Source organism: Streptomyces sp. CA189, from assembly GCF_056428985.1.
The window spans coordinates 44999-68311 of sequence record NZ_JBWJVM010000044.1 but is presented as its reverse complement, the minus strand read 5'-3'; the positions used below and the strand labels follow the sequence as shown (position 1 = coordinate 68311).

21 protein-coding genes and 2 pseudogenes are annotated in these 23313 nt (G+C 72.4%); 12 read left to right on the top strand and 11 right to left on the bottom strand.

Annotated elements, in window-relative coordinates; translation table 11 throughout:
• Positions 1-23 precede the first annotated feature (23 nt).
• The 7 genes from AC061S_RS27885 to AC061S_RS27855 form a co-directional block, all read right to left on the bottom strand.
• Positions 24-1148 (bottom strand): hypothetical protein, encoded by a 1125-nt coding sequence (locus AC061S_RS27885; RefSeq protein ID WP_478688636.1) that lies wholly within the window; start codon positions 1146-1148, stop codon positions 24-26.
• Between the two features lie 98 nt (positions 1149-1246).
• The gene (locus AC061S_RS27880; RefSeq protein WP_478688635.1) at positions 1247-1723 is read right to left on the bottom strand and encodes a hypothetical protein; all 477 of its coding nucleotides are present in this window, start codon (positions 1721-1723) and stop codon (positions 1247-1249) included.
• A gap of 150 nt (positions 1724-1873) precedes the next feature.
• Complete coding sequence (locus AC061S_RS27875; protein WP_478688634.1) at positions 1874-2413, bottom strand: SixA phosphatase family protein; 540 nt, start codon at positions 2411-2413, stop codon at positions 1874-1876.
• 76 nt (positions 2414-2489) lie between these two features.
• Positions 2490-3167, bottom strand: coding sequence for an HAD family hydrolase (locus tag AC061S_RS27870; protein ID WP_478688633.1), 678 nt, complete (start codon positions 3165-3167; stop codon positions 2490-2492).
• Positions 3168-3471: 304 nt separating this feature from the next.
• On the bottom strand, positions 3472-4275 hold the full coding sequence (locus AC061S_RS27865) for an SDR family NAD(P)-dependent oxidoreductase (protein WP_478688632.1): 804 nt from the start codon (positions 4273-4275) through the stop codon (positions 3472-3474).
• Between the two features lie 32 nt (positions 4276-4307).
• A complete protein-coding gene (locus AC061S_RS27860; RefSeq protein WP_478688631.1) occupies positions 4308-5441 on the bottom strand; it encodes an NAD-dependent epimerase/dehydratase family protein in 1134 nt (377 codons plus the stop codon).
• Positions 5442-5499: 58 nt separating this feature from the next.
• Positions 5500-6237 carry an LLM class flavin-dependent oxidoreductase gene (locus tag AC061S_RS27855; RefSeq protein ID WP_478688630.1) on the bottom strand — a complete coding sequence of 246 codons (738 nt, stop codon included), beginning with the start codon at positions 6235-6237 and terminating at the stop codon, positions 5500-5502.
• Positions 6238-6441: 204 nt separating this feature from the next.
• Here AC061S_RS27855 and AC061S_RS27850 point away from each other — a divergent pair.
• From AC061S_RS27850 to AC061S_RS27825, 6 genes and pseudogenes are all read left to right on the top strand, one after another.
• Positions 6442-7688 (top strand): annotated as a pseudogene (locus tag AC061S_RS27850) (NAD(P)/FAD-dependent oxidoreductase).
• Between the two features lie 101 nt (positions 7689-7789).
• Complete coding sequence (locus AC061S_RS27845; protein ID WP_478688629.1) at positions 7790-8287, top strand: MarR family winged helix-turn-helix transcriptional regulator; 498 nt, start codon at positions 7790-7792, stop codon at positions 8285-8287.
• A 154-nt stretch (positions 8288-8441) separates the two neighbouring features.
• Positions 8442-10541, top strand: a complete 2100-nt coding sequence (locus AC061S_RS27840; RefSeq protein WP_478688628.1) for an MMPL family transporter — start codon at positions 8442-8444, stop codon at positions 10539-10541.
• Positions 10542-10605: 64 nt separating this feature from the next.
• Positions 10606-11481 (top strand): oxygenase MpaB family protein, encoded by an 876-nt coding sequence (locus AC061S_RS27835; protein WP_478688627.1) that lies wholly within the window; start codon positions 10606-10608, stop codon positions 11479-11481.
• Positions 11482-11622: 141 nt separating this feature from the next.
• Positions 11623-12444 (top strand): class I SAM-dependent methyltransferase, encoded by an 822-nt coding sequence (locus tag AC061S_RS27830; protein ID WP_478688626.1) that lies wholly within the window; start codon positions 11623-11625, stop codon positions 12442-12444.
• Positions 12445-12707: 263 nt separating this feature from the next.
• A complete protein-coding gene (locus tag AC061S_RS27825; protein WP_478688625.1) occupies positions 12708-13538 on the top strand; it encodes an alpha/beta fold hydrolase in 831 nt (276 codons plus the stop codon).
• 45 nt (positions 13539-13583) lie between these two features.
• Here the strand turns inward: AC061S_RS27825 and AC061S_RS27820 are convergent, their stop codons facing one another.
• Entirely contained in the window at positions 13584-14888 is a 1305-nt protein-coding gene (locus AC061S_RS27820; RefSeq protein ID WP_478688647.1) for an RNA polymerase sigma factor, read from the bottom strand.
• 17 nt (positions 14889-14905) lie between these two features.
• Entirely contained in the window at positions 14906-15256 is a 351-nt protein-coding gene (locus AC061S_RS27815; RefSeq protein WP_478688624.1) for a YciI family protein, read from the bottom strand.
• A gap of 324 nt (positions 15257-15580) precedes the next feature.
• Between AC061S_RS27815 and AC061S_RS27810 the strand changes: the two genes are divergently transcribed.
• From AC061S_RS27810 to AC061S_RS27795, 4 genes are all read left to right on the top strand, one after another.
• Positions 15581-16738, top strand: a complete 1158-nt coding sequence (locus AC061S_RS27810; RefSeq protein WP_478688623.1) for an alpha/beta fold hydrolase — start codon at positions 15581-15583, stop codon at positions 16736-16738.
• Between the two features lie 405 nt (positions 16739-17143).
• Positions 17144-17698 (top strand): hypothetical protein, encoded by a 555-nt coding sequence (locus AC061S_RS27805; RefSeq protein WP_478688622.1) that lies wholly within the window; start codon positions 17144-17146, stop codon positions 17696-17698.
• A complete protein-coding gene (locus tag AC061S_RS27800; RefSeq protein WP_478688621.1) occupies positions 17699-19285 on the top strand; it encodes a N,N-dimethylformamidase beta subunit family domain-containing protein in 1587 nt (528 codons plus the stop codon).
• Between the two features lie 56 nt (positions 19286-19341).
• Complete coding sequence (locus AC061S_RS27795; protein ID WP_478688620.1) at positions 19342-20634, top strand: LCP family protein; 1293 nt, start codon at positions 19342-19344, stop codon at positions 20632-20634.
• A gap of 160 nt (positions 20635-20794) precedes the next feature.
• On the opposite strand, the gene AC061S_RS27790 is transcribed toward AC061S_RS27795, so the two are convergent.
• Positions 20795-22225, bottom strand: a complete 1431-nt coding sequence (locus AC061S_RS27790) for a dihydrolipoyl dehydrogenase family protein (RefSeq protein WP_478688619.1) — start codon at positions 22223-22225, stop codon at positions 20795-20797.
• Between the two features lie 83 nt (positions 22226-22308).
• Positions 22309-22731: pseudogene (locus AC061S_RS27785) on the bottom strand (thioredoxin family protein); the annotation flags it as partial.
• A gap of 157 nt (positions 22732-22888) precedes the next feature.
• Between AC061S_RS27785 and AC061S_RS27780 the strand changes: the two are divergent.
• Both AC061S_RS27780 and AC061S_RS27775 read left to right on the top strand, forming a co-directional pair.
• Positions 22889-23059, top strand: coding sequence for a hypothetical protein (locus AC061S_RS27780; protein ID WP_478688618.1), 171 nt, complete (start codon positions 22889-22891; stop codon positions 23057-23059).
• The gene (locus AC061S_RS27775; protein WP_478688617.1) at positions 23056-23310 is read left to right on the top strand and encodes a hypothetical protein; all 255 of its coding nucleotides are present in this window, start codon (positions 23056-23058) and stop codon (positions 23308-23310) included. The genes AC061S_RS27780 and AC061S_RS27775 overlap by 4 nt, the downstream gene beginning before the upstream one ends.
• The last annotated feature ends 3 nt before the right edge of the window (positions 23311-23313 follow it).

Sequence of the window (23313 nt, the reverse complement as noted above, 5' to 3'; positions counted from 1 at the left end):
CGGAAGCTGGGATTATATGCGCCCTATCTCCTCGACCAGCCCAGGGCCCTCCGCCACCAACTCGCCTCCCGGCCGACCGGATCCGGCGAGGACGTCCGTCGGCGACCGGACCCCGGGCCGTTGCCGGGATCGCCGTCAACTCCCGCCTCTGGAAGCCGCGGTGCGCCGTCCGCCCTCGAACGCGGGAGGAACAACTCGAGCTTGACGTGCTCGGCGACCACGACTTCTCCATCGTTGCACTTGAGGACCAGCGAGAAGTCGTGGACTGCCGAACGGTCCGAGGCGATGGTGACGAGGAACCGGTCGGCCTCGCCGCTCTGGACGAACTGGGAGAGCGGCACCGAAACCCGGTACGCGCGACCCGCCGACGGCAGGACCGTCGAGTAGGCGTGCCCCGGCGGCAGGTACGCCCCGATCCGGGGAGGACCGAGGTACAGGGGGAGCCTGCCTCGGACCGAGTTGCTCGAACGGACCGGCGTGCCGTCCGGGCCCGGGTGCGTGTACTCCAGGGTCCCTTCGACGTATGCGGCTTGCCGGTCGGCGAAGGGGCCGAGGACGGAGCGGATCGTCGCCTGACTGGGCTCCGAAGCCATGAGATCTCCCTCAAGCGATCTCTTCAGCCTCTCGAAGGCCTTCGTGTCCACGCCGCACGACCGGAGCGCGTCCGCCACGGACCAGGAGGAAGAGGAGGCGGAAGGGGAAGAGGAGGCGGAGCGCCGGTCCCTGCTGGATTCGAGGTCGGAGGAACGCAGCACGAACGGGCCGCCGACGGGCCTCGACGACCCCGGCGCGGCGAAGAGGGAGAACCTGAGGGTGCAGTCCTCCAGCGGACCCCAGCCGTCGTTGCGCACCTTGATGGCGGTGCTGAGGTAGGTGAGGACGGGGATGGTGCGCAGATCCGGCGCGGAGGACCTGACGTCCAGGATGGCCTCGTGGAGCAGGACCGCCTCCGAGGTGTTGTTGACCACCTTGACGTCCAGGACCGGCCATCGGAATGCCCATCCCCACCCGTCCTCCAAGGTCGCCCCGGAGCGCAGGCTGCTGAGATAGCGGTTCACCGGCCGGATCACCAGGCCGGGCGCGGCTCGCGACACCTCGTAGGAGATGTCGGCCGGCCGTCCCTCGTCGGCGTGGACGCCGATGACCACCGTCGGCCGGTCGGGCTGCGGCGGGCCGGATCCGAAATGGATGCCACCGTGGACGGTGGAGGCGTTGATCGTGATGGGGCTCGTGCTCCCGGAGTGGTTCAGCCCTGGGTCCGCTCCGGCGGCAGAGGGGGGTTGATGACGGCTCCCCCGTTGATCACCCCCGCGGCGATCGAACCCGGCATGCTCCGGATCTCGACGTTCCCGCCCGCCGACAAGCCGCCGTCGCCGCTGGAGACACCGCCGCCGGCCCCGATCCGGGCCAGCAATTCCTTCAGCTCGGCCGCCGCCCGCACCTGGTGGGCGGCGTCCTGGCCACCTGCCAGAGCGCCCTCGAACCGGCCCCGCCACAGGGCCTCGTGGTGCGCGGTCACCTCGGCCAGCTCCTCCGGAGCCGCCTCCCCGAGCACCTGCGCGGTCTCGTCGAGGAGTTCGAGCTCCTGGGGTACTCGCGAGCTCTCCGACCGGCTGAACCACTGCGCCACCAGCACTCTCGTCCCGCCCCACGCGTCGGTGGCCGCGGCCTGCACCACCGCCGCACCACCAGCCGCGGCCAGCGCTCCCAAAGCCTCCGTCAACACGTTGCCCCCTCGCTCCGTCGATCCGACTACGCGCAAACGAAGCATAGGAGACGCCCGAACCCCACAACAGCCGTTCCTGATCACCCTGTTGACCACCTGGCGATCACCCTGATGATCAGCCTCCCCGTCCGCCGCATCGGGCGGCCGTCAGTGGTGAGGAGCCCAGAACGCCGTCGGCCGGCCTGCCCCCGGCGCGAGCTCCTGCCAGGTGCCCGCCAGGGTCACGACGACGACGGCCGCGGTGGGGAACCCTTCGCGGATGCGCTCCCGCAGGCGCGTCACCTCCTCCTCGGCCTCCCCGGCCTCCCCGCACAAGGCGACGGCCAGCTCGTGGATGCCGGGATTGTGGCCCACCATCAGCAGGCCCGTGACGGCCTCGTCCGTCTCGCCCAGTACGGCCATCAGGGCGTCGGGGGAGGCTTTGTACAGCCGGTCCTCGTAGACGACGGGGGGTGGTTCGCTCAGCCCGGGCGCCAGCAGCTGCCATGTCTGCCTGGTCCTCAGCGCCGACGAGCACAGCGCGAAGTCGAGCCGGTATCCGGACTCCGCGAGCCACAGGCCCGTCTTCGGGGCCTCGCGTCGGCCGTGGTCGGCCAGCGGCCGGTCGAAGTCGGGGCCGGCGTCCTTGGGCGCGGACTTGGCGTGCCGTACGAGCACGAGCCGGCGTTCGCCTCTGGTCGCGGTCACGGTCCCCTCCTCCTGCCCTTGCGGACGGCCCGGCTGCCCCGGCGTCCGCCTGTCCCGGAACCGTGCAGCAGCGGGCTCACGCGGACGTCACCGCGGAGAACGGGCTGTCGGCCAGTTCGGCCAGCAGATCGGCCGGGTCCCGGTAGGCGGCAGCGGCTCCCGCCTCCTCCAGGTCGCCGCGTGGAATACCGCCGCACAGCAGACCGACACCGGCCACCCCGGCCCGTACCGCGGTCTTCATGTCCCACACGGTGTCGCCGACGAAGACCGCACGCTCCGGCGGCGCCCCCGCCAGTTCGAGGGCGTGCTGCAGGGGCTCGGGGGCGGGCTTGCCCTGGTCGACGTCGTCGGAGGTCGCGGTGTCGGTGATGGCGTCGTCTGCGTCGATGGCCCTGCGCAGGGCCCCCAGTTCGCTGTCCTTCGCGGAGGTGACCAGCACCACCTTCCAGCCCGCCTCCGACAGGGTCCGCAGGAGGTCGGCTGCGGAGTCCAGGGCGGGGAGCCGGTCGAAGTAGGTCGCGTACAGGGCGTCGTGGGCGGCGCTCATCAGCTCGTCGTCGCCGCGGTCGCGGTCGTCCTCGAGGAGGCGGTCGAGGAGGTCTTCGCCCGGCAGGCCGATGGCCCGGTGGATGTCGTGCATCGGAACGCGGTGCCCGTGCTGGCGCAGGGCCTCCCACCAGGAGACGACGTGGAGATGATTGGTGTCCGCGAGGGTGCCGTCGACGTCGAAGAGGGCGGCGCGGTTGCGGCTCATGGCGGCGGCCTCCTCACAGGTCGCGGATCTCGGGTCCTGCGGCCGGCCCGGCTGTCCGGACGTCCGGCTGCCCGGCCACCTGCTACGGCACGCCTGCCCAGTCCGCTCCGCTTCATTCCGGCGCTCTGAGTGCCAGGTGCTCCGGCCCCCGCCTCAGGAACGGTCTGCGGATACGGCCGCCGCCGCAGCCGTACGTACCTCGATGACGACGAGTTGTGGCGAACATGATGCGCTCCTACCCCCCGATCGGCTGGAGCATCGGCAGGACGAGCTGTGCCGGTTCCGGCTTGCAGGTGGCTCCGGCTCACAGGTGGCTCCGGCTGCCGTGGGGCCGCGCCCAGTGGGCGTGCAGCGAAGCTCTGGCTTCGGTGGGGAGGCACCGGGTGAGCAGCTCCCTGCTCCTGGTGCGCGAGGAGCCGGCCACCTTCCTCGGCCGGCCGGCCATGAGGGCCCGGTACCCCTGGCGCGCGACGAGCGCCGGGTCGTCCTTCCTCGACCGTCCCAGACGGGTGTCCAGCATCCCGGCCCGTACGAAGAACCGGGTGTCCGTCGCACCCGGCATCAGAGCCGTGACCGTGACGCCTGTGCCCCGCAGCTCCTCGCGCAGGGCGCGGGCGAAGGAGAGCAGGAAGGCCTTGGAAGCGTTGTAGACGGCGTTGTAGGGCCCGGGCAGCTCGGCGGCGACCGACGAGGTGATCAGCAGCCGGCCCTCGCCTCGTGCGGCCATGCCCGTCAGCAGGTGCCTGGCCAAGTGCACCGTGGAGGACACATTGACGTCGATCACCTCGGCCGAATCCGCCGGGTCCGTCTCCAGGAACGCGCCGGCCCGGCCGATGCCCGCGTTGAGGACGGCGGCGCTCACGGGCCGGTCGTGCGTGCGCAACTCGCTGACGAGCAGCCCGACGCCGTCGGAGGTGGCGAGGTCCGTGCGCACGGCGTGGACCGCGGTGCCGTGCACACGCAGCCGGTCCGCCGCCTCGTGGATGAGCTCGTCCTCGGCCGCGACCACGAGGTCGTATCCGTGTCGCGCGCATTCACGGGCCAGCTCCAGACCGATGCCGCTGGAGGCTCCGGTGACGAGGGCGAGGGGGCGTTCCTGGGTGTCCATGAGCTGCGGCTACCCGGCCGAAGGCCGTGCACTCACCCCATCGCCCCGGGAACCCCGGTCGTCGCCCCGGGAGCCCCGGTGCGCGCCCCCGTCCGGTGCCCGTGGGCCGGGGGTGCGGCGACGTCCCGGTCGGGGGCGAGGGGCGCGGTCTCCATGCCCGCTCCGCCCCGGAGGCCGGCGAGGAACTCCTCGAAGGCCTCCACGGCCGTGCGCCGGGGCTCCCACGCGAGTTCCTCGCGCGCCCGCGTGCAGTCCATGAGCGGCAGGCGCAGCACGGCGTCGAAGAGTCCGGGAGGGGCGGGAACCAGACGCAGCCGCCAGGCCACGGCGAGGGCGGCCCGTAGCGGACCGGTGGGCATCCGCAGGCTCCGCGCGTCGAAGAGCCCGGCCAGGACGGTGGCGTCCAACGGCGGATCGGCCGCCAGGTTGAAGGGCCCGCGTACCGGACGGGTGACGGCGGCCAGGTAGGCGGCGGCCGCGTCGTCGGTGTGCAAGGCCTGGAAGCGCAGCCCCCGCAGGTCGGGCACGACGGGAACGAGACCGGGCCGGACCAGCCGCCCCGGCAGCAGCCGTCCGGCGAAGATGCGGCGCTGCTCGGATGCGGACTCCCGTTTGAAGAGGAAGGCGGGGCGCATCCGGACCACGCGGACGCCCGGATGGTCTCGTTCGTAGGCGTCGAGCACCCGTTCGAGGTAGGCCTTCTCCCGCGTGTACGCGGCCTTCGGCCAGCCGTGAGTGGGCCAGGACTCGTCAACGGCACTGTCCTCGGGGCCGGGTGAGTACGCTCCGACCGAGGAGGCGTGGACCAGGGCGGGCACACCCGCCGCGGCCACGGCGTCGAAGACGCGGATGCTCCCGAGGACGTTGGTGCGCCAGGTCTCGTCCGGATGGTGGGTGGGCTGGAATTTCCAGGCGAGGTGGATCACGGCGTCCGCACCGGCGAAGAGGGGTGCGAGGTCGTCCCCGCCCGGCTCGATGTCGACCGCCCGCCATCGGGTCTTCGGCGGCCGCCAGCGAGGCACCCGTCGCGCCAGACCGACCACCGAGCCCACGCCCGGGTCCTCGTCCAACAACCGCACCACGCTGGTACCCACGTTGCCGGTCGCGCCGACGACCACGACGCGCGCCGCTCCGGCCTCCCGCACGGACTCCGAGTGCCGTGTCATGTCCGGCTCCTCCCTCACCGCGGGCCGAGGCCGCACGTCGGCTCGGCCCGGTTTCGTCTCACATGGTCCGGAGCGCGGGCAGGAGTTCTGCCTCGGCCCATTCCAGGAACGGTTCTTGGCGGTCGCCGCCTATCTGGACGAGGGCCACCTCGGTGAACCCCGCTTCCCCGTAGGGACGTACGGCGTCCACGAACGCGTCCACGTCGGCGCCGCAGGCCATCGCCCCGGCGACGTCCTCGGGCCGGATGTGCCGCGAGGCCCGCTCGAAGCTGGTGGGTTCCGGGAGTTCGGCGTTGACCGCCCAGCCTCCCAGTGCCCAGCGGAACTGGTCGTGCGCCCGGGCCACCGCCGCTTCGCGGTCGGTGTCGTAGCTCACGGGTACCTGGCCGACGCGCGGTTTACCCGCTCCGCCGTGGGCATCGAAGGCTTCCAGGAGCTCCCGCTCCGGCTCCGTGGCGATCACGAGGTCGCCGTACCGGCCGGCGAGCTCGCACGAGCGGGGCCCCGAGACGGCCATGCCGATGGGGGGCGGCTCGTCGGGCACGTCCCAGAGCTGGTACCGGAACGTCGGGCATGTCACGTACGTCATGAGCGGTATCCGGGAGGTCGCCTGCGCGGCCGCCCCGAGGACGCTCCACGCGTACGGTGCGTGCCCCTGTGAGCGCAGCCAGGGGAAGGAGTGGTCCGAGATGACCGCGAAGTCGAATCCCGCCTTCTCCGCTCCCACGACGTGGGCCACCAGCTCACGCGGCCCGGCCTGCTCGGTCATCATCGTGTATCCGATGCGCACCGCCATGTCGGTCCCTTCCCTCGCTCGTGGGCGCGGTGCCAGGCGCTGAACGTCACCACTCCCGGCTGGCCGACGTCACCGCCGACCGACCACGTGGCGCCTGCCCTGCCCCGCCCGTTCCCGTCCTGGCCACCGGGGCTCCGGCGCTGGTCCGGTCGGGCGTTCTCCCGGGCCGGGAGCCCCATCACCCTGAAGCGAAGGTGACCGCGCATGGAGCGGGAACGGGGAAGCAGCCGGGACGTGATCGTGGTCGGTGCGGGCGCCGCCGGCCTCGCCTGCGCCGCGGACCTGCTGGCAGGGGGGTCCGCGTCAGCCTGGTGGAGGCCTCGGACGCGGTCGGCGGGCGCATGCGCACCGACCGCTCCTCCGGCTTCGTCACCGACCGCGGTTTCCAGGTGCTCAACACCTCGTACCCGCAAGTCAAACGCCGTCTCGCACTCCGCCCCCTGCGCCTGCGGCCCTTCACCCCGGGCGTGCTCGTGCACACCGGCGGCGGCCGCCTGCTGCGCTTCACGGACCCCACCCGGCGGCCACGCGAGAGCCGCGACCTGGTTCCCGGCCGGCTGGCCACGGCCCGCGACCTCGCTGCGCTCGGATTCCTCACCGCGCAGGACACGCTCCTGCCGCCGCGCCTCCTGCGCGCGCGGCCCGACCGGACGACCCTCACCGCGCTGGCCGAGGCCGGGATCTCCGCCGAACTGGTCGAGACCTTCTTCAGGCCGTTCCTGTCCGGGGTGTTCCTCGAAGACCGTTTGGAGACCTCGTCCCGGTTCTTCCACTTGGTCTGGCGCAGCATGGTGCGCGGCACGCTGTGCCTGCCCGCCGACGGCATCGGAGCGGTCCCCGCCCAGCTCGCCGGCCGCCTTCCCCCCGGCGTCCTCAGCACCGGAACCCCGATCGCCCGGCTGACCGACGACGGGGTGGCCCTGGCGGACGGTAGCGAACGCCGTGCCCGAGCCGTCGTCGTCGCCACCAACCCGGCGGCGGCGGTCCGGCTGCTGCCCGGGCTGAGCGTGCCCCCCGGCCGTACGGTCACCACCCTGTACCACGCCGCCGATCGCTCGCCGCTCCGAGAGCCCACGCTTCTGATCGACACGCGGCGCCGGTTCCTCAACACCTGCGTGCTCAGCGAGGTGCACCCCGGCCATGCCCCCGACGGCCGCGGACTCGTTGCCACCTCCGTCCTCGGTGCACCCGATCCCACGGAGGAGGCAGTGGTCCGGGCCGCGCTCGCCGAAGCGTACGGAGCCGACACGGACACCTGGCAGTTGGTGAGCCGGCACACGGTTCACGACGCGCTTCCCGCCATGTCCCCGCCCCTTCCGCTGATCCGGACGACCAGGTTCGGCCTGCACCGGTACGTCTGCGGCGACCACCGGGCGACCGGCTCGCTTCAGGGTGCCCTGGCTTCCGGTTCCAGGGCCGCCCGCGAAGTCCTGGCGGACTTCGAACGCTGAACCCGTCGGCGCGCGGCGTGCGATGCCGGTCGGCACGCGCCCTGTGCCGCCGGCGGTTCGTCACATCGCGGGCCGCCGGAATGCTTCTATACGCTGGCCCGGTGGCCGATACGGGTGTGCGAAAGTCCAGCGGAGGTGTCCCGGAGGGGAACGGCGAGGTGGGCCTCCATGCCTTCGCCGTGCAATTGAGGCGGTTGAACGGGGAGATCAACCGCCTGATCCACGGATTCGCGCACGGTCAAGGGCTGCACCCCACGGACGTCCAGGCCCTGTCCGTCATCCTCGACAGCCCCGCACCCCTCACTCCCGGCCGGCTGCGCGAGCACCTCGGCCTCACCTCGGGCGCCGTCACGGCCTGCCTCGACAGGCTGGAGCGCGCCGGCCACATCACCCGCTCCAGGGAGAGCGAGGACCGCCGCGTCATCCACATCCGCTACGCGGAGCGAGGCAGGGCCGCGGCCCGCTCGTCCTTCATGCCGCTGGCCGAGGCCACCGACAGCGCCCGTCACCGGTTCAGCGAGGAGGAACTCGCGATCGCCCTGAGGTTCCTCGCCGCCATGAACGAGGAACTCGGCGACCTGCGGGCTCCGGGGCGCTGAATCCCCGGCCGGGCCGCATCCGTACCGGCCCCTCCGGGAGAAGACAGCGGTACGAGCAAGCAGCGGCGGCCCTCCTGGCCGTCGTCATGCCGCCCCGCTAATATATCTCAGTCATTGAGATTGTTAACTGTTGAGATAGGTCCACAGGAGCGCCATGTCCGCCTCGTCACGGTTCACCCGATGGCTGATCCCTGTCGTCCTGCTCGTCGCCTGGCTGCTCGTCGGAGGCGGACTGGGCCCGTACGCGGGCAAGCTCGGCGAGGTGGCCACCAACGATCAGACGGCCTTCCTGCCCCGCAGTGCGGAATCCACCCGGGTCGTCGAGGCGCAGCAGGCCTTCAGGCAGGACGAGAGCCTGCCGGCGGTCGTGGTGTGGACCGCGAAGACGCCGGGCGGGAAGCTGGGTCCCCAGCAGCAGGACGACGCCACACGGGCCTTGGCCGGTCTCGGCGACTCCGGCCTCGCGGCGGGCCGCTCCTCCCCCGCCGTCCTCTCCGCCGACGGGCAGGCGCTCCAAGGCGTCGTACAGCTCAAGCCCGACCTGGGAGAGGAGCTGCCCCGCGCTCTGGAGGAGATCGCGGCGACCGCGGCAGCGGTCCCCGGGACCGTCGCGCAGGTGGCCGGCCCCGCGGCCGCCCAGGCCGATCTCGCCGACGCCTTCGCCGGGATCGACGGGCTCCTGCTGGTCGTCGCCCTGGTCGCCGTCCTGCTGATCCTCCTGCTGGTCTACCGCAGCCTGCTGCTCCCCGTGGTGATCATCGTCGGGGCGGTGTTCTCCCTGGGGCTCGCCTGCGCGATCGTCTACGCGCTCGCCGACCGGGGCATCGTCCGCGTCGACGGGCAGGTGCAGGGCATCCTCTCGATCCTCGTGATCGGCGCGGCCACCGACTACGCCCTCCTGCTCGCGGCACGCTTCCGCGAGGAACTCCAAGCCCGCCCGGACCGGTTCGCCGCGGTACGGGCGGCCCTGCGCCGGTCCGCCGGCCCCATCACGGCCAGCGCGGGCACCGTCGCCCTCGGCCTGCTCGCCCTGCTCCTGAGCGACCTCACCAACAACCGCGCCCTCGGTCCCGTAGGGGCCATCGGCATCGTGTGCACGGTGTTGAGCACCCTCACCTTCCTGCCCGCCGCACTCGTCCTGCTCGGCCGCGCCGCCTACTGGCCCGCCAAGACCGGCCGCACCGCCGCCGACGGCACCGGCCACGGAATCTGGAAGACCGTGGCGGCCGTGGTGGACCGTGCCCCGCGCAAGGTCTGGGCCCTCAGCCTCGCCGTCCTGCTGGCCTGCGCCGCCTTCGCCCCGACGCTCAACGCCAAGGGCGTGCCGCTGGAGGAGGTCTTCGTGAACGACGCCCCGTCGGTGGCCGCCCAGCAGACCCTGAGCGAGCACTTCCCCGGCGGATCGGGCAATCCGGCCGTCGTGATCGCGGACGCCGACCGGATCGACCAGGTCATGCGGGCGGCCGAGCGGACCGAGGGCGTCGACGCCGTCACCCCCCTCACCGCACCGGGGCCGGCGGGCGGCCCCCCGCTCGTGGCAGACGGGAGGGTCCGCCTCGATGCCACGCTCGACGCACCGGCGGACAGCCGGTCGGCCCAGGAGACGATCGTCCGACTGCGTCAGGCGGTCCACGCCGTGCCGGACGCGGGCGCGATCGTCGGCGGCTACAGCGCACAGCGGTACGACACCCAGCGCACCGCCGAGCACGACCGCGCACTCATCATCCCCGTCGTGCTCGTGATCATCCTGATCATCCTCGCCGGACTGCTGCGCTCGGTGCTGATGCCCGTGCTCCTCGTCGCCACCGTCGCCCTCAGCTTCGTCGCGACCCTGGGCGTCTCCGCGATCGTGTTCCAGCGGCTCCTCGGGTTCAGCGGCACCGACTCCTCCGTCCCGCTATACGGCTTCGTCTTCCTCGTGGCCCTCGGCGTCGACTACAACATCTTCCTGATGACCCGAGTCCGCGAGGAGACCCTTCTGCACGGCACCCGCCAGGGGGTGCTGAGAGGACTGGTGGCCACCGGCGGCGTGATCACCTCCGCGGGTGTCGTCCTCGCCGCCACGTTCGCCGCGCTCGGTGTCATCCCGCTGGCGTTCATGCTCCAGATCGCCTTCATCGTGGCCTTCGGCGTACTCCTCGACACCCTCGTCGTCCGGTCCCTCCTGGTGCCGGCCCTCGTGCGGGACATCGGCCCGGCCGCATGGTGGCCCGGAGCGCTCAGCCGCGCCCACGGCAAGGACGATCAGCACTGACCCCACCGGCCGCCCGGAGCCGCCCGGAGCATTGAACCGGGCTCCGGGCGGGCAGGACACCACCATGGACCAGTCCGCTGCCGGAGACCGGACCGTACGGGCTCGGCTCGGCGCGACGCTGTTCAGCCGGGTGGCGGGACCGTCCGGCCCCGCCAACCGCGCACGGATCCACACCACACCCGGCCCCCGGTGGTTCGGCCCCGACCGCCCCATCCGTACGGTCCACGGCGACGCCTCGATGTTCATCGGAGGCCTCAGCGCCCTCCTGCTCCAGTCCCTGCACCCGCTCGCCATGACCGCCGTGGCGGCGCACTCCGACTTCCGCGGCGACCCGTGGGGCAGGCTGCAGCGCACCAGCACCTTCCTCGCCGTCACCACCTACGGCACGGCTCAGGACGCACAGCTCGCCGTCAACAGGGTCAGAGCGGTCCACGAACGAGTGCGGGGCACCACGGCGGCGGGCGAGCCCTACCGTGCGGCCGATCCCCACCTGCTGGGCTGGGTGCACGCCGCGGAGGTCGACAGCTTCCTCCGCGCGCACGAGCGCTTCGGAGCGCACCCGTTGAACGCGGCCGGATACGACGCCTACGTCGCGGACACCGCGCGCGTGGCTACGGCTCTCGGCGTGCTGAGCCCCCCGCGCGACCGGGCGTCGCTACTGTCCCTGCTCGCGCGCTACCGGCCGGAGTTGCGGGCCACGCCCGAAGCCCTCGACGCGGCCCGCTTCCTCCTCCGCCATCCGCCACTGCCCTGGCCGGCCCGGGCCCCGTACGCCCTGCTCGCCGCGAACGCGATCGCCCTGCTGCCCCCGTGGGCCCCGGATTTGCTCGGCCTGCGCCCCGTCACCGGCCCGGTGGAGACCTGCGTATCCCTGTCGGGGCACGCCCTGACACGTACGATCCGGTGGGCGATGGCCCCACCGCCCCGACAGCCGCGCTGAGCCGTCGCGCACGGACCCCGGGCGGCCGGGCGGCCGGGCGGCGGTAACTACTGCGCGGGTGGTCTCCGGCACCACCCATGCGGGGTACTCGTCCGCGGCGTCGCCCTCCCCGGGACCCGCGCAGACGCTAGTGATAGGGACATGAACAACGAGAATCCACCCCCGGATGCCCTGAAGGCGAAGCACCGTGCGATGTGGGCGCTGGGCGATTACCCCTCCGTAGCGTCGAACATCGTCAACGAGCTGGGTGGCGAGCTGGTGCGGGCGTGCGGCATCCGGCAGGGTGACCGCGTCCTCGATGTCGCGGCGGGATCCGGGAACGCGTCCATCCCCGCGGCCCTCCTCGGCGCCGAGGTCATCGCCTCCGACCTCACGCCCGAGCTCCTCGAGGCCGGCCGCCGGCTCGCGGAGACGCACGGCGCCCGGCTGGACTGGCGGGAAGCGGACGCGGAAGCCCTGCCCTTCGCGGACGGCGAGTTCGACACGGTGATGTCCTGCGTCGGCGTCATGTTCGCCCCGCACCACCAGGAGGCGGCCGACGAGCTGGTCCGGGTCTGTCGGCCGGGCGGCACCATCGGGCTGATCAACTGGACCCCGGCGGGGTTCATCGGGCAGATGTTCGCCACGATGCGTCCCTACGCCCCACCGCCGCCGCCCGGTGTCCAGCCGCCACCCCTGTGGGGCGACCCGGACCACGTGCGCACCCTGCTCGGGGACCGGGTGGGCGACGTCGACGCCCGGCGGCAGACGCTCCGCGTGGACCGGTTCGCGCGGCCGGAGGAGTTCCGGGAGTACTTCAAGGCCTCCTACGGGCCGACCATCGCCACGTACCGCTTCATCTCCGAGGAACCCGACCGGGTGTCCGCCCTCGACTCGGCACTCGACGACCTGGTCGCGCGGCACCTCGTCGACGGAGCCATGGACTGGGAGTACCTCCTGGTCACGGCCCGACGGGCCGACTAGTGCTGTGGCCGGAAAGGTTTGCCGGGTCGCGGTGTCCGGTGCGGTGCATCGCAAGGCGGAGGACCGCGACTCGTACTGGACGTACCGTCATGGTCCGACAACGCGGCGAGGTGCCGTGCCGGGCGCCGTGACACGGTGAACCTTTCCGGTCACAGCACTAGGCCGGCTCTTTCGGATGGACGGGCGGGTCCGTGAGGCATGGACTCTGGTATCTGCGGCGGTCATCCTGCCCCGAAGGAAACACACGGGACCAGGGGGCGCACGTGGAATCGGTGGTCGTGGACGGGGTGCGGATCGCGTACGAGCGCGCGGGACGGGGTCGGCCGGTCGTGCTGGCCGGCGGCACGGGGATGCCGCCCGTGACGTGGGAGCTGTGCGGGCTGCGCGGCGCGTTGGCGACGGCGGGGTTCGAGGTGGTGACGTACGCGGCGCGCGGGGTGGCTCCGTCGGCCGCGCCGCCCGCACCGTACGCGATGGCCGATCTGGCCGGTGACCTCGCAGGGCTGATGGACCACCTGGGCATCGCGGAGGCCGTGGTCGTCGGGTACTCGCTCGGCAGCTTCACCGCGGAACTGCTCGCCCGCACGCGGCCGGACCTGGTCGGCTCGTTGGTGCTGATGGGCGGGGCGGGGCCGCTGCGGGGGCTACTGGACGCGGTGCTGGAGGCGGAGGCGGAGCTGATCGGGCTGCTGGGACACCTGCCGCCCGCGTACGCGGCGCTGCAAACGCTGCTGAGCACGCTGCCACCGCGGGTGCTGCGCGACGACGCGGAGCAGGTCGCCGTCTGGCGGGAGCTGCTGGGCGGGCAGGAGTCGGTGTGGGCCTCACATGACGGCGAGGCGGGCCAGGCCGCCGCGTCCTGGGGATGGCTGCGCGACCCGGACCGGATGGCGGCCCTCGCCGGGATCGGGGTGCCGGCGCTGGTGGTGGCGTTCGAACACGACCTGTACTTCCCGCCGCACGCCGGCCGAGCGGCTGCCGACGTCCTGCCGGACGGCCGCTTCGCGCAGGTGGCCGGGGCGGCGCACGGCGGACTGCTGACCCATCCGAAGGAGACCGCCGACGCCGTGATGAGCTTCCTCGCCGAACAGTGACAGCGGCCCGCGCCGGGGGACGCCGGCGGGCGCGGTGTTGCGCAGTCAGGTACCGGTTCCACCGTCCGGTCCTGTCGGCAGCACCGCGTTCAGCCTGCGCCGCAGGTGGGCGCGTTCGGGTTCGGTACCGGCCAGGTCGAGCGCTTCACGGTAGGCCTCGGCGGCCTCGGGCAGACGGCCGAGCCGGTGCAGCAGGTCTCCTCGGGCGGCCGGGTAGGGGTGGTGGCCTCGCAATTGATGCTCGCCGGCCAGGTCGTCGAGCAGGGCCAGGCCGGCCTGCGGGCCGTCGCGCATGGCCACCGCCACCGCCCGGTTCAGTGCGACGACGGGGGACGGAGTGAGCGCGAGCAGTACGTCGTAGAGCGCGACGACCTGCGGCCAGTCGGTGGTGGCGAGGTCTGCGGCCTCGTCGTGCAGGGCGGCGATGGCGGCCTCCACCCCGTACGGGCCGGGTGGTCCACCCGTCAGCGCGGAGACCACCAGACCACGGCCCTCCTCGATCATCGGCCGGTCCCAGCGGCCGCGGTCCTGGTCGTCGAGCAGCACGGGCTCGCCGTCCGGGCCGGTACGGGCCTCGCGCCTGGCGTGGATCAGGAGCATCAGCGCGAGCAGACCGGCGGCCTCCCGCTCAGCGGGCAGCAGCCGGCGCAGGATCCGCGCCAGCCGGATGGCCTCCTCCGCGAGGTCGAGCCGCTGCAGCTGCGGGCCCGAGCTGGCCGCGTACCCCTCGGTGAAGACCGAATAGACGACCTGGAGCACCCCGGGCAGGCGCTCGGGGAGCTCGTCGGCGCCGGGCACCCGGAAGGGGATGCGCGCCTCGCGGATCTTCTTCTTCGCCCGCACGATCCGCTGCGCCATCATTGCGGGCGGCACCAGGAAGGCACGCGCCACCTCGGGCGTCGTCAGACCTGCCAGGCAGCGCAGGGTGAGCGCCGTGCGGTCCTCGGCCGCGAGAGCCGGGTGGGCGCAGGTGAAGAACAGCTGCAACCGCTCGTCGGGCAACTCGCCGTCGGCATCCGCGGGCGGGGCGGGATCGGCCCGCTCCGCCTCCACCTGAAGGACGGCGAGCCGGGCGGCGTACGCCTGGTCCCGCCGCAGGCGGTCGACGGCCTTGCGCCGGGCCGTGGTGAGCAGCCAGGCCCCGGGCCTGGCCGGAACGCCCTCGACCGGCCAGTGCACCAGGGCCGCCTCGACGGCCTCGGAGGTGACCTCTTCGGCCAGGTCGAGATCGCCGAACCGACGGACGAGGGAGGCGAGCAGCCGGCCGCGCTCCTCACGGAACACCGCCTCCACGGACGACCTGGCGGAAGACCGGTGGAACGACCCGACGGACGGGCCGCGGCCGGCGATCCCCTCGTCCCCCACCGTCAGACTCCGAAGTCGGCGATCGGACGGACGACGACCGATCCGCTGCCGCGTGCGCCGGGACAGCGGGCGGCCCAGTCGAGCGCGAGGTCCAGGTCCGGTACGTCGATGACGTAGAAGCCCCCGAGAACCTCGCGGCTCTCCGCGAACGGCCCGTCGGTGACGGCCCGCCTGCCGTCCTGCCCGACCCGCACCGTCGTGGCGGTGACCAGGTCCGCGAGCGACTCACCGGATACCCAGATCCCCGCCTCCCTCACCTCTTTGTCGTAGCCCATCCAGTCCTCGACGGTGCACTCTGCGGCCCCGCCGTCCTCACCGATCGCACCAGCGTTGATCAGCAGCATGTACTTCATGGTCCGGCTCCTGTCAGGTCCTGTCGTTCCCTCGCACGGCGAGTCGCCGTACACCATGACGACGAACGGGACGCGGTCGAATCGACACGGCCCCGAAGATTTTCTCCGGGACGCCGACCACGGTATGCACGGCAGCGACCGGATCCTGTCCCGGCCCGCCGACCTGCCCGCCTCAGGCCACGGGAACCGGAAGTGCTTCGCCCGCCCGCCCCGGGGGTAAGGACGCGAACACCGGTGCGACGGGGCCGCGGGGCGCGGAGGACGGGGTGGCGGGGTGCGGGAACGGACAGGGGTGCGGGCGTCGGCGGGGCCGCGGGGCGCGGGATGACGGCTCCGGGCCCGGGCCCGGCGACGGGCATGGTGACCCGGGTGCGTGCGGCCCTGGCCGCGGTCGGGGGCGCACTGGGGATCCTGATCGGGATCTACGCTGACGAGGCCCGCGCCGTGCTCGCCTGGGCCGGAGCGCACGCCGCCGCGCCGGCCGGTGTCGCGCTCCTCGCCGCGGGCGCCGGTTTCGGCCTCGGGTGGTGGAGCGGCGCCAGGGCGGGTTCGGGCGGCCGGGACGCGGGGCCGGTGGTGGTCGAGGGTTCCTTCGAGATCAGTGCCGACGACTTCGACGTGGACCTGCCGGCGGACCACATGGTCTTCGGCCGCCGGCTGCGCTACCTGGAGCGGGCTACGGCTTCGCGCGACCTGGTGGTCCTGCTGCACGGCCTGGGCACGGACGCCTCGGAGTTCCGCCCGTACATGGCCTCGGCCCGGCCGCACACCGTCGCGCTGACGGCGTTCGGTCACCATCCGGAGGAGGCGCGGGACGCGCGCTACCGGCCGATCGGCCTGACCACGCACACCGAGTTGATCGCGGGCGCCATCAGGGCGCTCGCCCGGCGCCACCCGGGCAAGCGGCTCGTGCTCGTGGGGTTCTCGTACGGGGCCGACACGGTGCTGCGGCTGGCCGAGCAGTGGGCGGAGCATCCGGAGCAGCGGCCCTCGCTCGCGGGGGTGCTGCTGCTGGATCCGAACATGAACCGGTCCACGCTCCCCGTCACCCGGGCCCTGGCCGGGTTGGACCTGTCCGATCCGGCGGCGGCGCTGCGCGGGATCGTGGCGGGGACCCGGGACCTGGACGCCCTCGCGAACGTCTGCGATTACCTGCACCGGATCGCCGGGAAGGACCTGGCGCAGGTGTGCCGGCATGCCGGCGAGGTGTGGGAGGACGCGGAGGAGGTGGGGTGCTACGAGCGGTTCGTGCACCGGTGCGAGCGGCTGCGGTCGGTGTGCGGGGGGCCGGTGCGGATCCATTTCTCCACGCGCTTCGAGACGCATTTCAACGATCTGGTCGCGCACGCGCGACGGCGTGGTGTGCGGGGTGTGTTCGACCTGCGGCGGACCGACCACTTCGCGTTGTGCGCGGAGCCCGCGCTGCGGCCCCAGGTGGAGGCCCTGGTGGCGGGTTCTCCAGCCCCCGCTCCCGAGGGGTGAGCGGGGTGGGCCGGGGGGCACGGGTGTACCGAGGCGCCGGGAGCCTCGCCCCGGAGCCTCAGCTCCTGGCCCTCGCGGTAGTCACGGGCAGCCTGTTCGAGCGCCACCCGCGACTATCCCCGGTACTCCTCCAGCAGCCGCCGTAAAGCACGAACGTAGCCGATGGCGGAGTGCGCCTTGGGCAGTCACCAGGCTGGCCCGGGGCGCGGTGCGGGCGGCATTTTCTGTTGGGCAGGCGCCGGTCCCGAGTAGATGGCGCGCCGCCCCGGCCGGCGTCAGCGCTCCTCGTAGGGTTTTGCTTTCCGGGCAAGGCTGTCGGCCGGGTGTCAACCCATCCGGCACCGCCAGGCCGCGCATGGGCGTGATCGTGGGCGGCGGTCCTCACCACCCCGTGAAAGGAATGTCGTGCATCTTCGTCTCCTGCTGGCCGGCACGACGCTCGCGTCAGCACTGTGGTCCTCGGTAGCCGGTCAGCCGGTCGTCAGAGCGGTGGGGGAGTTCCAGTTCGCTTACACGATGCATGGCCACGGCGACTACACGGCGACCCTCGTTGATCCTCGAGTGGGAGTGTGCATCGACGCCTCGATCGTTGCAGACGAGGCCCAGCCTCCGGACGCGGTGCAGAACGCCATGAACTACACGGACACCGAAGCCACGATGTACCAGGGCGCGTTCTGCTCCGGCGAGCGAGTAGCGATCGGCGCGCAGACGGAGAACCACACGTTCTACTTCAGGTCGGTGAGGTTCGGAGCGCCGCTCAAGCACAGGGCGATCCGGTCGGCAGCGCGGACTGCCGGATCCGCATGCCCCTGGGAGCACACCGCCGATGGGCCGTGTGGATCAGCGGCATTGACTCTTCCAGGGGCCGATCCCTCCTCGACGGCGAGCCTCTTTCGTGAAGAGGCCGCGGTGTTGGCTACGAAGGAGTCAGGCAGCGGAAAAGGTACCCGGGAGAGGTAAATGGAGCAGCCGCAGGCGGCCGAAGGCGCGGGGACGGGCCCTCCTCCCCTCTCGACCGACCGCAGACGCCTCCTCGCACTCGCCGCCGCGTCCCTGGGTGCCGCCCGCTTCCCTGGCGCCGCCGTCGCCGCACACGCCGTCCCGCGCTGCGGCCTTGACGTGGCCGCGGAGAACGCCCTCACCGGCATGGCCGACTGGCGTGTGACCCGTACGGGAGCGGCCGGGGACATCGAGGGCTTCGCCAGCCGGGTCAGCGTTCTGCCCGGCGAACCAGTCGACTTGCACGTATCGACCACCGCGACCAGCTACACCATCTCCGCGTTCCGCATGGGCTGGTACGGCGGCACCCGGGGGCGCCTGGTGTGGCGGTCCTCGCCGCTGCCCGGAGCCGTGCAGCCCCGGGCCCGTGCCGACGCCGAGACCCGCATGACCCACGCCGACTGGCAGCCCTCCGCCCGGCTGGACACCGCCACCTGGCCCGAAGGCTGCTACCTCCTGCGCCTGGAAACCGGCGACGGCCGTGCGCAACGATACGTACCGCTCACCATCCGCTCCGCCTCCACGACCGGCCGCCTGGCGATCGTCAACTCCGTGGCGACCTGGCAGGCGTACAACCGCTGGGGCGGCGCCGACCTCTACAAGGGAACCACCGGGAAGAAGGCTTCGCGTTCCCTGACCGTCTCCTTCGACCGCCCCTATGCCGGCGGCCGGGGATCCGGTCAGTTCCTCGTCTACGAAGCCCCGCTCGTCGCACTTGCCGAACGCATGGGCCTTGCCCTGGCCTACACCACCGGACTCGACATCGCACGAGACCCGCAACTCCTGCTCGGGGCGGCCGCGGTCCTTTCCCTGGGACACGACGAGTACTGGAGCCCGGAGCAACGGCTTCATGTAGCCACCGCGCGAGACACCGGTACCAATCTGGCGGTCCTGGGCGCCAACTGCTGTTATCGCCGCATCCGCTACGAGCCCTCCCCGCTCGGCTCCCACCGGATCGTGGTCTGCTACAAGGAGGACTACGCCCGGGACCCGGGCTACCGGCGCGGACTACCGCCGACCAATGACTTCCGGCGCTCCCCGGCGGCCGACGCCGAGAGCAAGCTCCTCGGAGTCATCTATGACGGCTACCCGGTCGATGCCCCCTACGTCGTCACCCACCCCCACCACTGGCTGCTCGCGGGGACCGGTGCCCGGCTCGGCGAGTCCTTCCCCCATCTCGTCGGGATCGAGTACGACCGGGTCAACGCCGGACATCCCACCCCGAGACCGATCGAGATCCTCTCGCACTCCCCGGTGGTGTGCAAAGGACGCCGGGCCCACGCGAACTCGGCCTACCTGACGTTGCCCGGCGGTGCAGGAGTCTTCGCCACCGGCACCATGCGCTGGGTCGAGGCACTGGACGCGGGCGGGCCCGGCGGCGCCACCCACCACGGCTTGGACGCGCGGGCCGGCGCGTTCACCCGCGTCGTCACCGAGAACGTCCTACGCGCCTTCGCGCAGGGCCCGGCCGGGACCTGCCGCCCGGCGGCCGACAACGTGGCCAGCCACTACCCGGCAAGCCCGGCGGCCGCCACACCCGCCCCGTAGTTCCCCCCGGCCCGAACCCGGACTCCGCGAAGCCGTGTACACCCCGAAAGGCCGTCATGCGCAGACTCCGTACCTCTCTCGTCGTCCTCTCCACCCTCGTCACGCTCACCGCACTCGCCCCCGCCGCCCACCCCACATCCGCCCGCACACCGGGGGCGGGTACCAATGTCCTCGTCGTCGGCATCGACAGTCGGGCAGGCCTGTCCAAGGCCGAGAAGAACCGCCTCAACGTCGGCGGCAAAGGGTGCAACTGCACCGACGTGATGATGCTCGTCCACGTGTCCGCCGACGAACGGCGCGCCAGTGTCGTCTCCATCCCTCGTGATTCCTACGTCACGTACCCCGAGGACAAGACGCCCGCTCGCTCAGGCAAGATCAATGGCGCCTATGCCATCGGTGGGGCCGCCCTCACCATCCGCACCGTCGAAAAGGTCACAGGTCTGCGCGTCGACCACTACCTCGAAACCGGATTCACCGGCTTCGAACAAGCAGTCAACTCCCTTGGCGGTGCCGTCATCTGCACCACCAAGCCACTCCAGGACGTCAACTCCGGCCTCGACATCACCACCGGCGTCCACGAGGTCGACGGCCGGGGCAGCCTCCGCTACGTCCGCGCCCGCCACATCAACAACCCCGGCGATCTCGGCCGCGTCCGACGGCAGCAGCGCTTCACCACCGACCTTCTTGCACGCTTGACCGCCCGTGATGCCCTCTCCGGCCCCCTCGCCGCCGCACGGACCGCGCGCACCCTGCTGAAGTCCGTCCGCACCGACCCCGGGACCAGCTTGGAGGATCTGGTCCGCATCGGATGGGCCCTGGGTCGGCTCAAGCCCAGCCAGAGGGAGTTCGCCACCGTCCCGATCAGCGTTTTCGACCACCGGGTCCCGGGAGTCGGCTCGACGCTGCTGTGGGACAAAACCCGCTCCGACGCACTGTGGTCCGCCCTCGCCGCAGACAAGCCCATCACAGGCGACACCCGCATCCAGCCGGCATCCGGTACGCCCGCCAGACCGGAAAAGGTGCAAGCCCGCGTAGACGACGCCGCTGTGGCGCTGGCTCTGCGAGCCGCCGGTTTCCAGGTCACCGACACCTCCGCGACTGCACCGGCCACACGCCCCGCCGGCCCGCCCGTCATCCGTTACGCCCCGGGCGCCGAATACGGCGCGACCACCCTCGCCACTGCCCTTCCGGGAGCCCGTCTCGAACGTGTTACCGGACATGACGCACTTTTCGACGTCGCGCTCGGCACCAGCCCGGTGACTGTCCAAAAGGTCCACTACGACCGCAACACCATCGAAGGCGCCCCTGCGGCCGGTCACCAACTGGGCTGCACGGATGGCCAGCTTTGACGGTCCATCCGGCTCCACTTTCAGGTTCCGATCCTCCCACTGCCTTGCGCAGCAGGAACGGCGATACCTGATCGAGCCCGGGACCACCCTCATGGGTGCAGGCGATCAGTCTTCTCGCGAGACCCCGCCCAACGCCTCTGTTTGTAATGAGCGGCGTTAGCTACCCCCTGTACTCCTCCAGCAGCCGCAGCCAGATCTCGCTGATCGTCGGGAACGCCGGAACCGCGTGCCACAGCCGCTCGATCGGCACCTGGCCCGCGACCGCGACGGTCGCCGCGTGCAGGAGTTCGGCCGCGCCCGGCCCGACGAAGGTGACGCCGAGCAGGACCTCGCGGTCCAGGTCCACCACCATGCGGGCCCGGCCCCGGTAGCCGTCGGCGTACAGGCCCGCTCCGGACACCTTGCCGAGGTCGTAGTCCACGGCCCGGACCCGGTGGCCGGCGCGCTCCGCCTCCGCGAGGGTCAGGCCCACCGAGGCGGCCTCCGGGTCGGTGAACACGGCCTGCGGGAGGGCCTCCGCATCGGCGGTCGCCGCGTGTGCGCCCCAACGGCCGGTGTCGAGTGGTGCGTTGCCCGCCGCGAGGGCGGCGATGGCGGCGCCCGCGATCCGGGCCTGATACTTCCCCTGATGGGTGAGCAGCGCCCGGTGGTTGACGTCGCCGACCGCGTACAGCCAGTCGATCCCCGGGACCCGGCAGCTCTCGTCCACCGCGATCCACCCGCCCGGGGTGAGCCCGACGGTGTCCAGCCCGATGTCCTCGGTGCGCGGGGTGCGCCCCGTCGCCACCAGCAGCTCGTCGCCCTCCAGCGTCTCGCCGCCTTCGAGCACCACGGTGACGGGCCCGGTCGAGCCGTCCCGTACGACGGACTCGACGGCCACGCCCGTACGCACCACCGCGCCCGCCGCGCGCAGCGCCTCGGCGACCAGCTCCCCGGCGAAGGGCTCCATGCGCGGCAGCAGCCCTGAGCCCCGTACGAGCACGGTCACCTGGGAGCCGAGGGCCTGCCAGGCCGTGGCCATCTCCGCGGCCACCACCGACCCGCCGACGATCAGCAGCCGGTCCGGCGCCGCCTGAGCCGACGTGGCCTCGCGGCTGGTCCACGGGCGGGCGCCTTCGATGCCCGGCAGTTCCGGGACGGCGGCCCGGGTACCGGTCGCGACGACGACCGCGTGCCGGGCGGAGAGCACGTAGTGCTCCCCCTCCGGGCTGGTGACGGCGACCTTGCGGACTCCGTAGAGCCGCCCGTGGCCCCGGTACACGTGGGCGCCGACCGACTCCAGCCAGTCGACCTGGCCGTCGTCCTTCCAGCTCCCGGTCCAGTAGTCGCGGTGCGCGAACACCGCTTCCGCGTCCAGGGGACCGGCCGCCGACCCCGCGAGACCGGGCACCCGGCGCGCGTCGGCCCGGGCCAGCGCCGGGCGCAGCAGCGCCTTGCTGGGGATGCAGGCCCAGTACGAGCACTCGCCGCCCACCAGCTCGCTTTCGACCAGCGCCGTGCTCAGCCCGGCGGCGCGGGTCCGGTCCACGACGTTCTCGCCGGCCGGGCCCCCGCCGAGGACCACTACGTCGTACTCCACCGCTTCGCTCATCGGGCCAGTCTCACGGCACGACGGGGGCCCGTCACGTAATCGGGCGTCCGGCGTGCCGGGATCAGGCGTCCGGCGTGCCGGGATCAGGCGTCCGGCGTGCCGGGCTCGCCGGCCGCCGCGCCGCCCTGCTCGGCGGCGATCTTCGTCCGCACCTCGTCCATGTCCAGGGCCCGGGCCTGGGTGATGAGGTCCGTCAGCGCCGCCTCGGGCAGCGCGCCGGGCTGCGAGAAGATCGCGACCTGGTCCCGGACGATCATGAGCGTCGGGATGGAGCTGATCTGGAACGCGGCCGCGAGCTCCTGCTGCGCCTCGGTGTCCACCTTGGCGAAGAGCAGGTCGGGATTGGCCTCGGAGGCCTTCTCGTAGACCGGGGCGAACTGCAGGCAGGGACGGCACCAGCCCGCCCAGAAGTCGATCAGGACGAACGAGTTCTCGCTCACCGTCCGGTCGAAGTTCTCCTTGGTGAGCTCGACAGTAGCCACGGTATTCCAGACCTCCAGAGTGCGGTGCCGCTCGTTTCCCTGAGCTGCTTGTTTTCCCTGAACGAACTACCGGCTCGATGCATTCCTGGCCGCGCCCGGCGAGCCCGTACGGCGACTCGGCCGGGCGATTCTGCCCCGCTCCACCCGGTTTTGCCCGGGTCCGCCGCACACAATGGCCCCCATGACCGACACAGGCCCCGTCTCCCCCGACGACGCCACCGGCGCCGCCTCGCCCCATACCGTGGAGTTCCTCCGCCGGCCGCACCCCGGCGACGAACGCAGCCGGGCGGCCTGGGGCGTCCGGATCGACGGTACAGACCTGCACACCCTCGTCGCCGAAGCCACCCCATGATGGCCACCGTCACCGTGACGGCGCACACGGTCGCCTGGTCCGGCTTCCACCAGCCCTACCGCCCCGAGTGGGGAGTCCTCGCCCTGGGACCGTACGTGTTCCCGCGCGCGGCCTACGAGGAGGCCCTGGCGGATCCGGTCCGGTTCCCTGGGCGCGGGTTCCTCGAGATCTCGGACGCCGCGCGCACCGAGGATTCCGGGCAGACGGGGGAGGTAGGGGACGCGGAGGCGACGCGGGGGACGGGAAGGTGACGG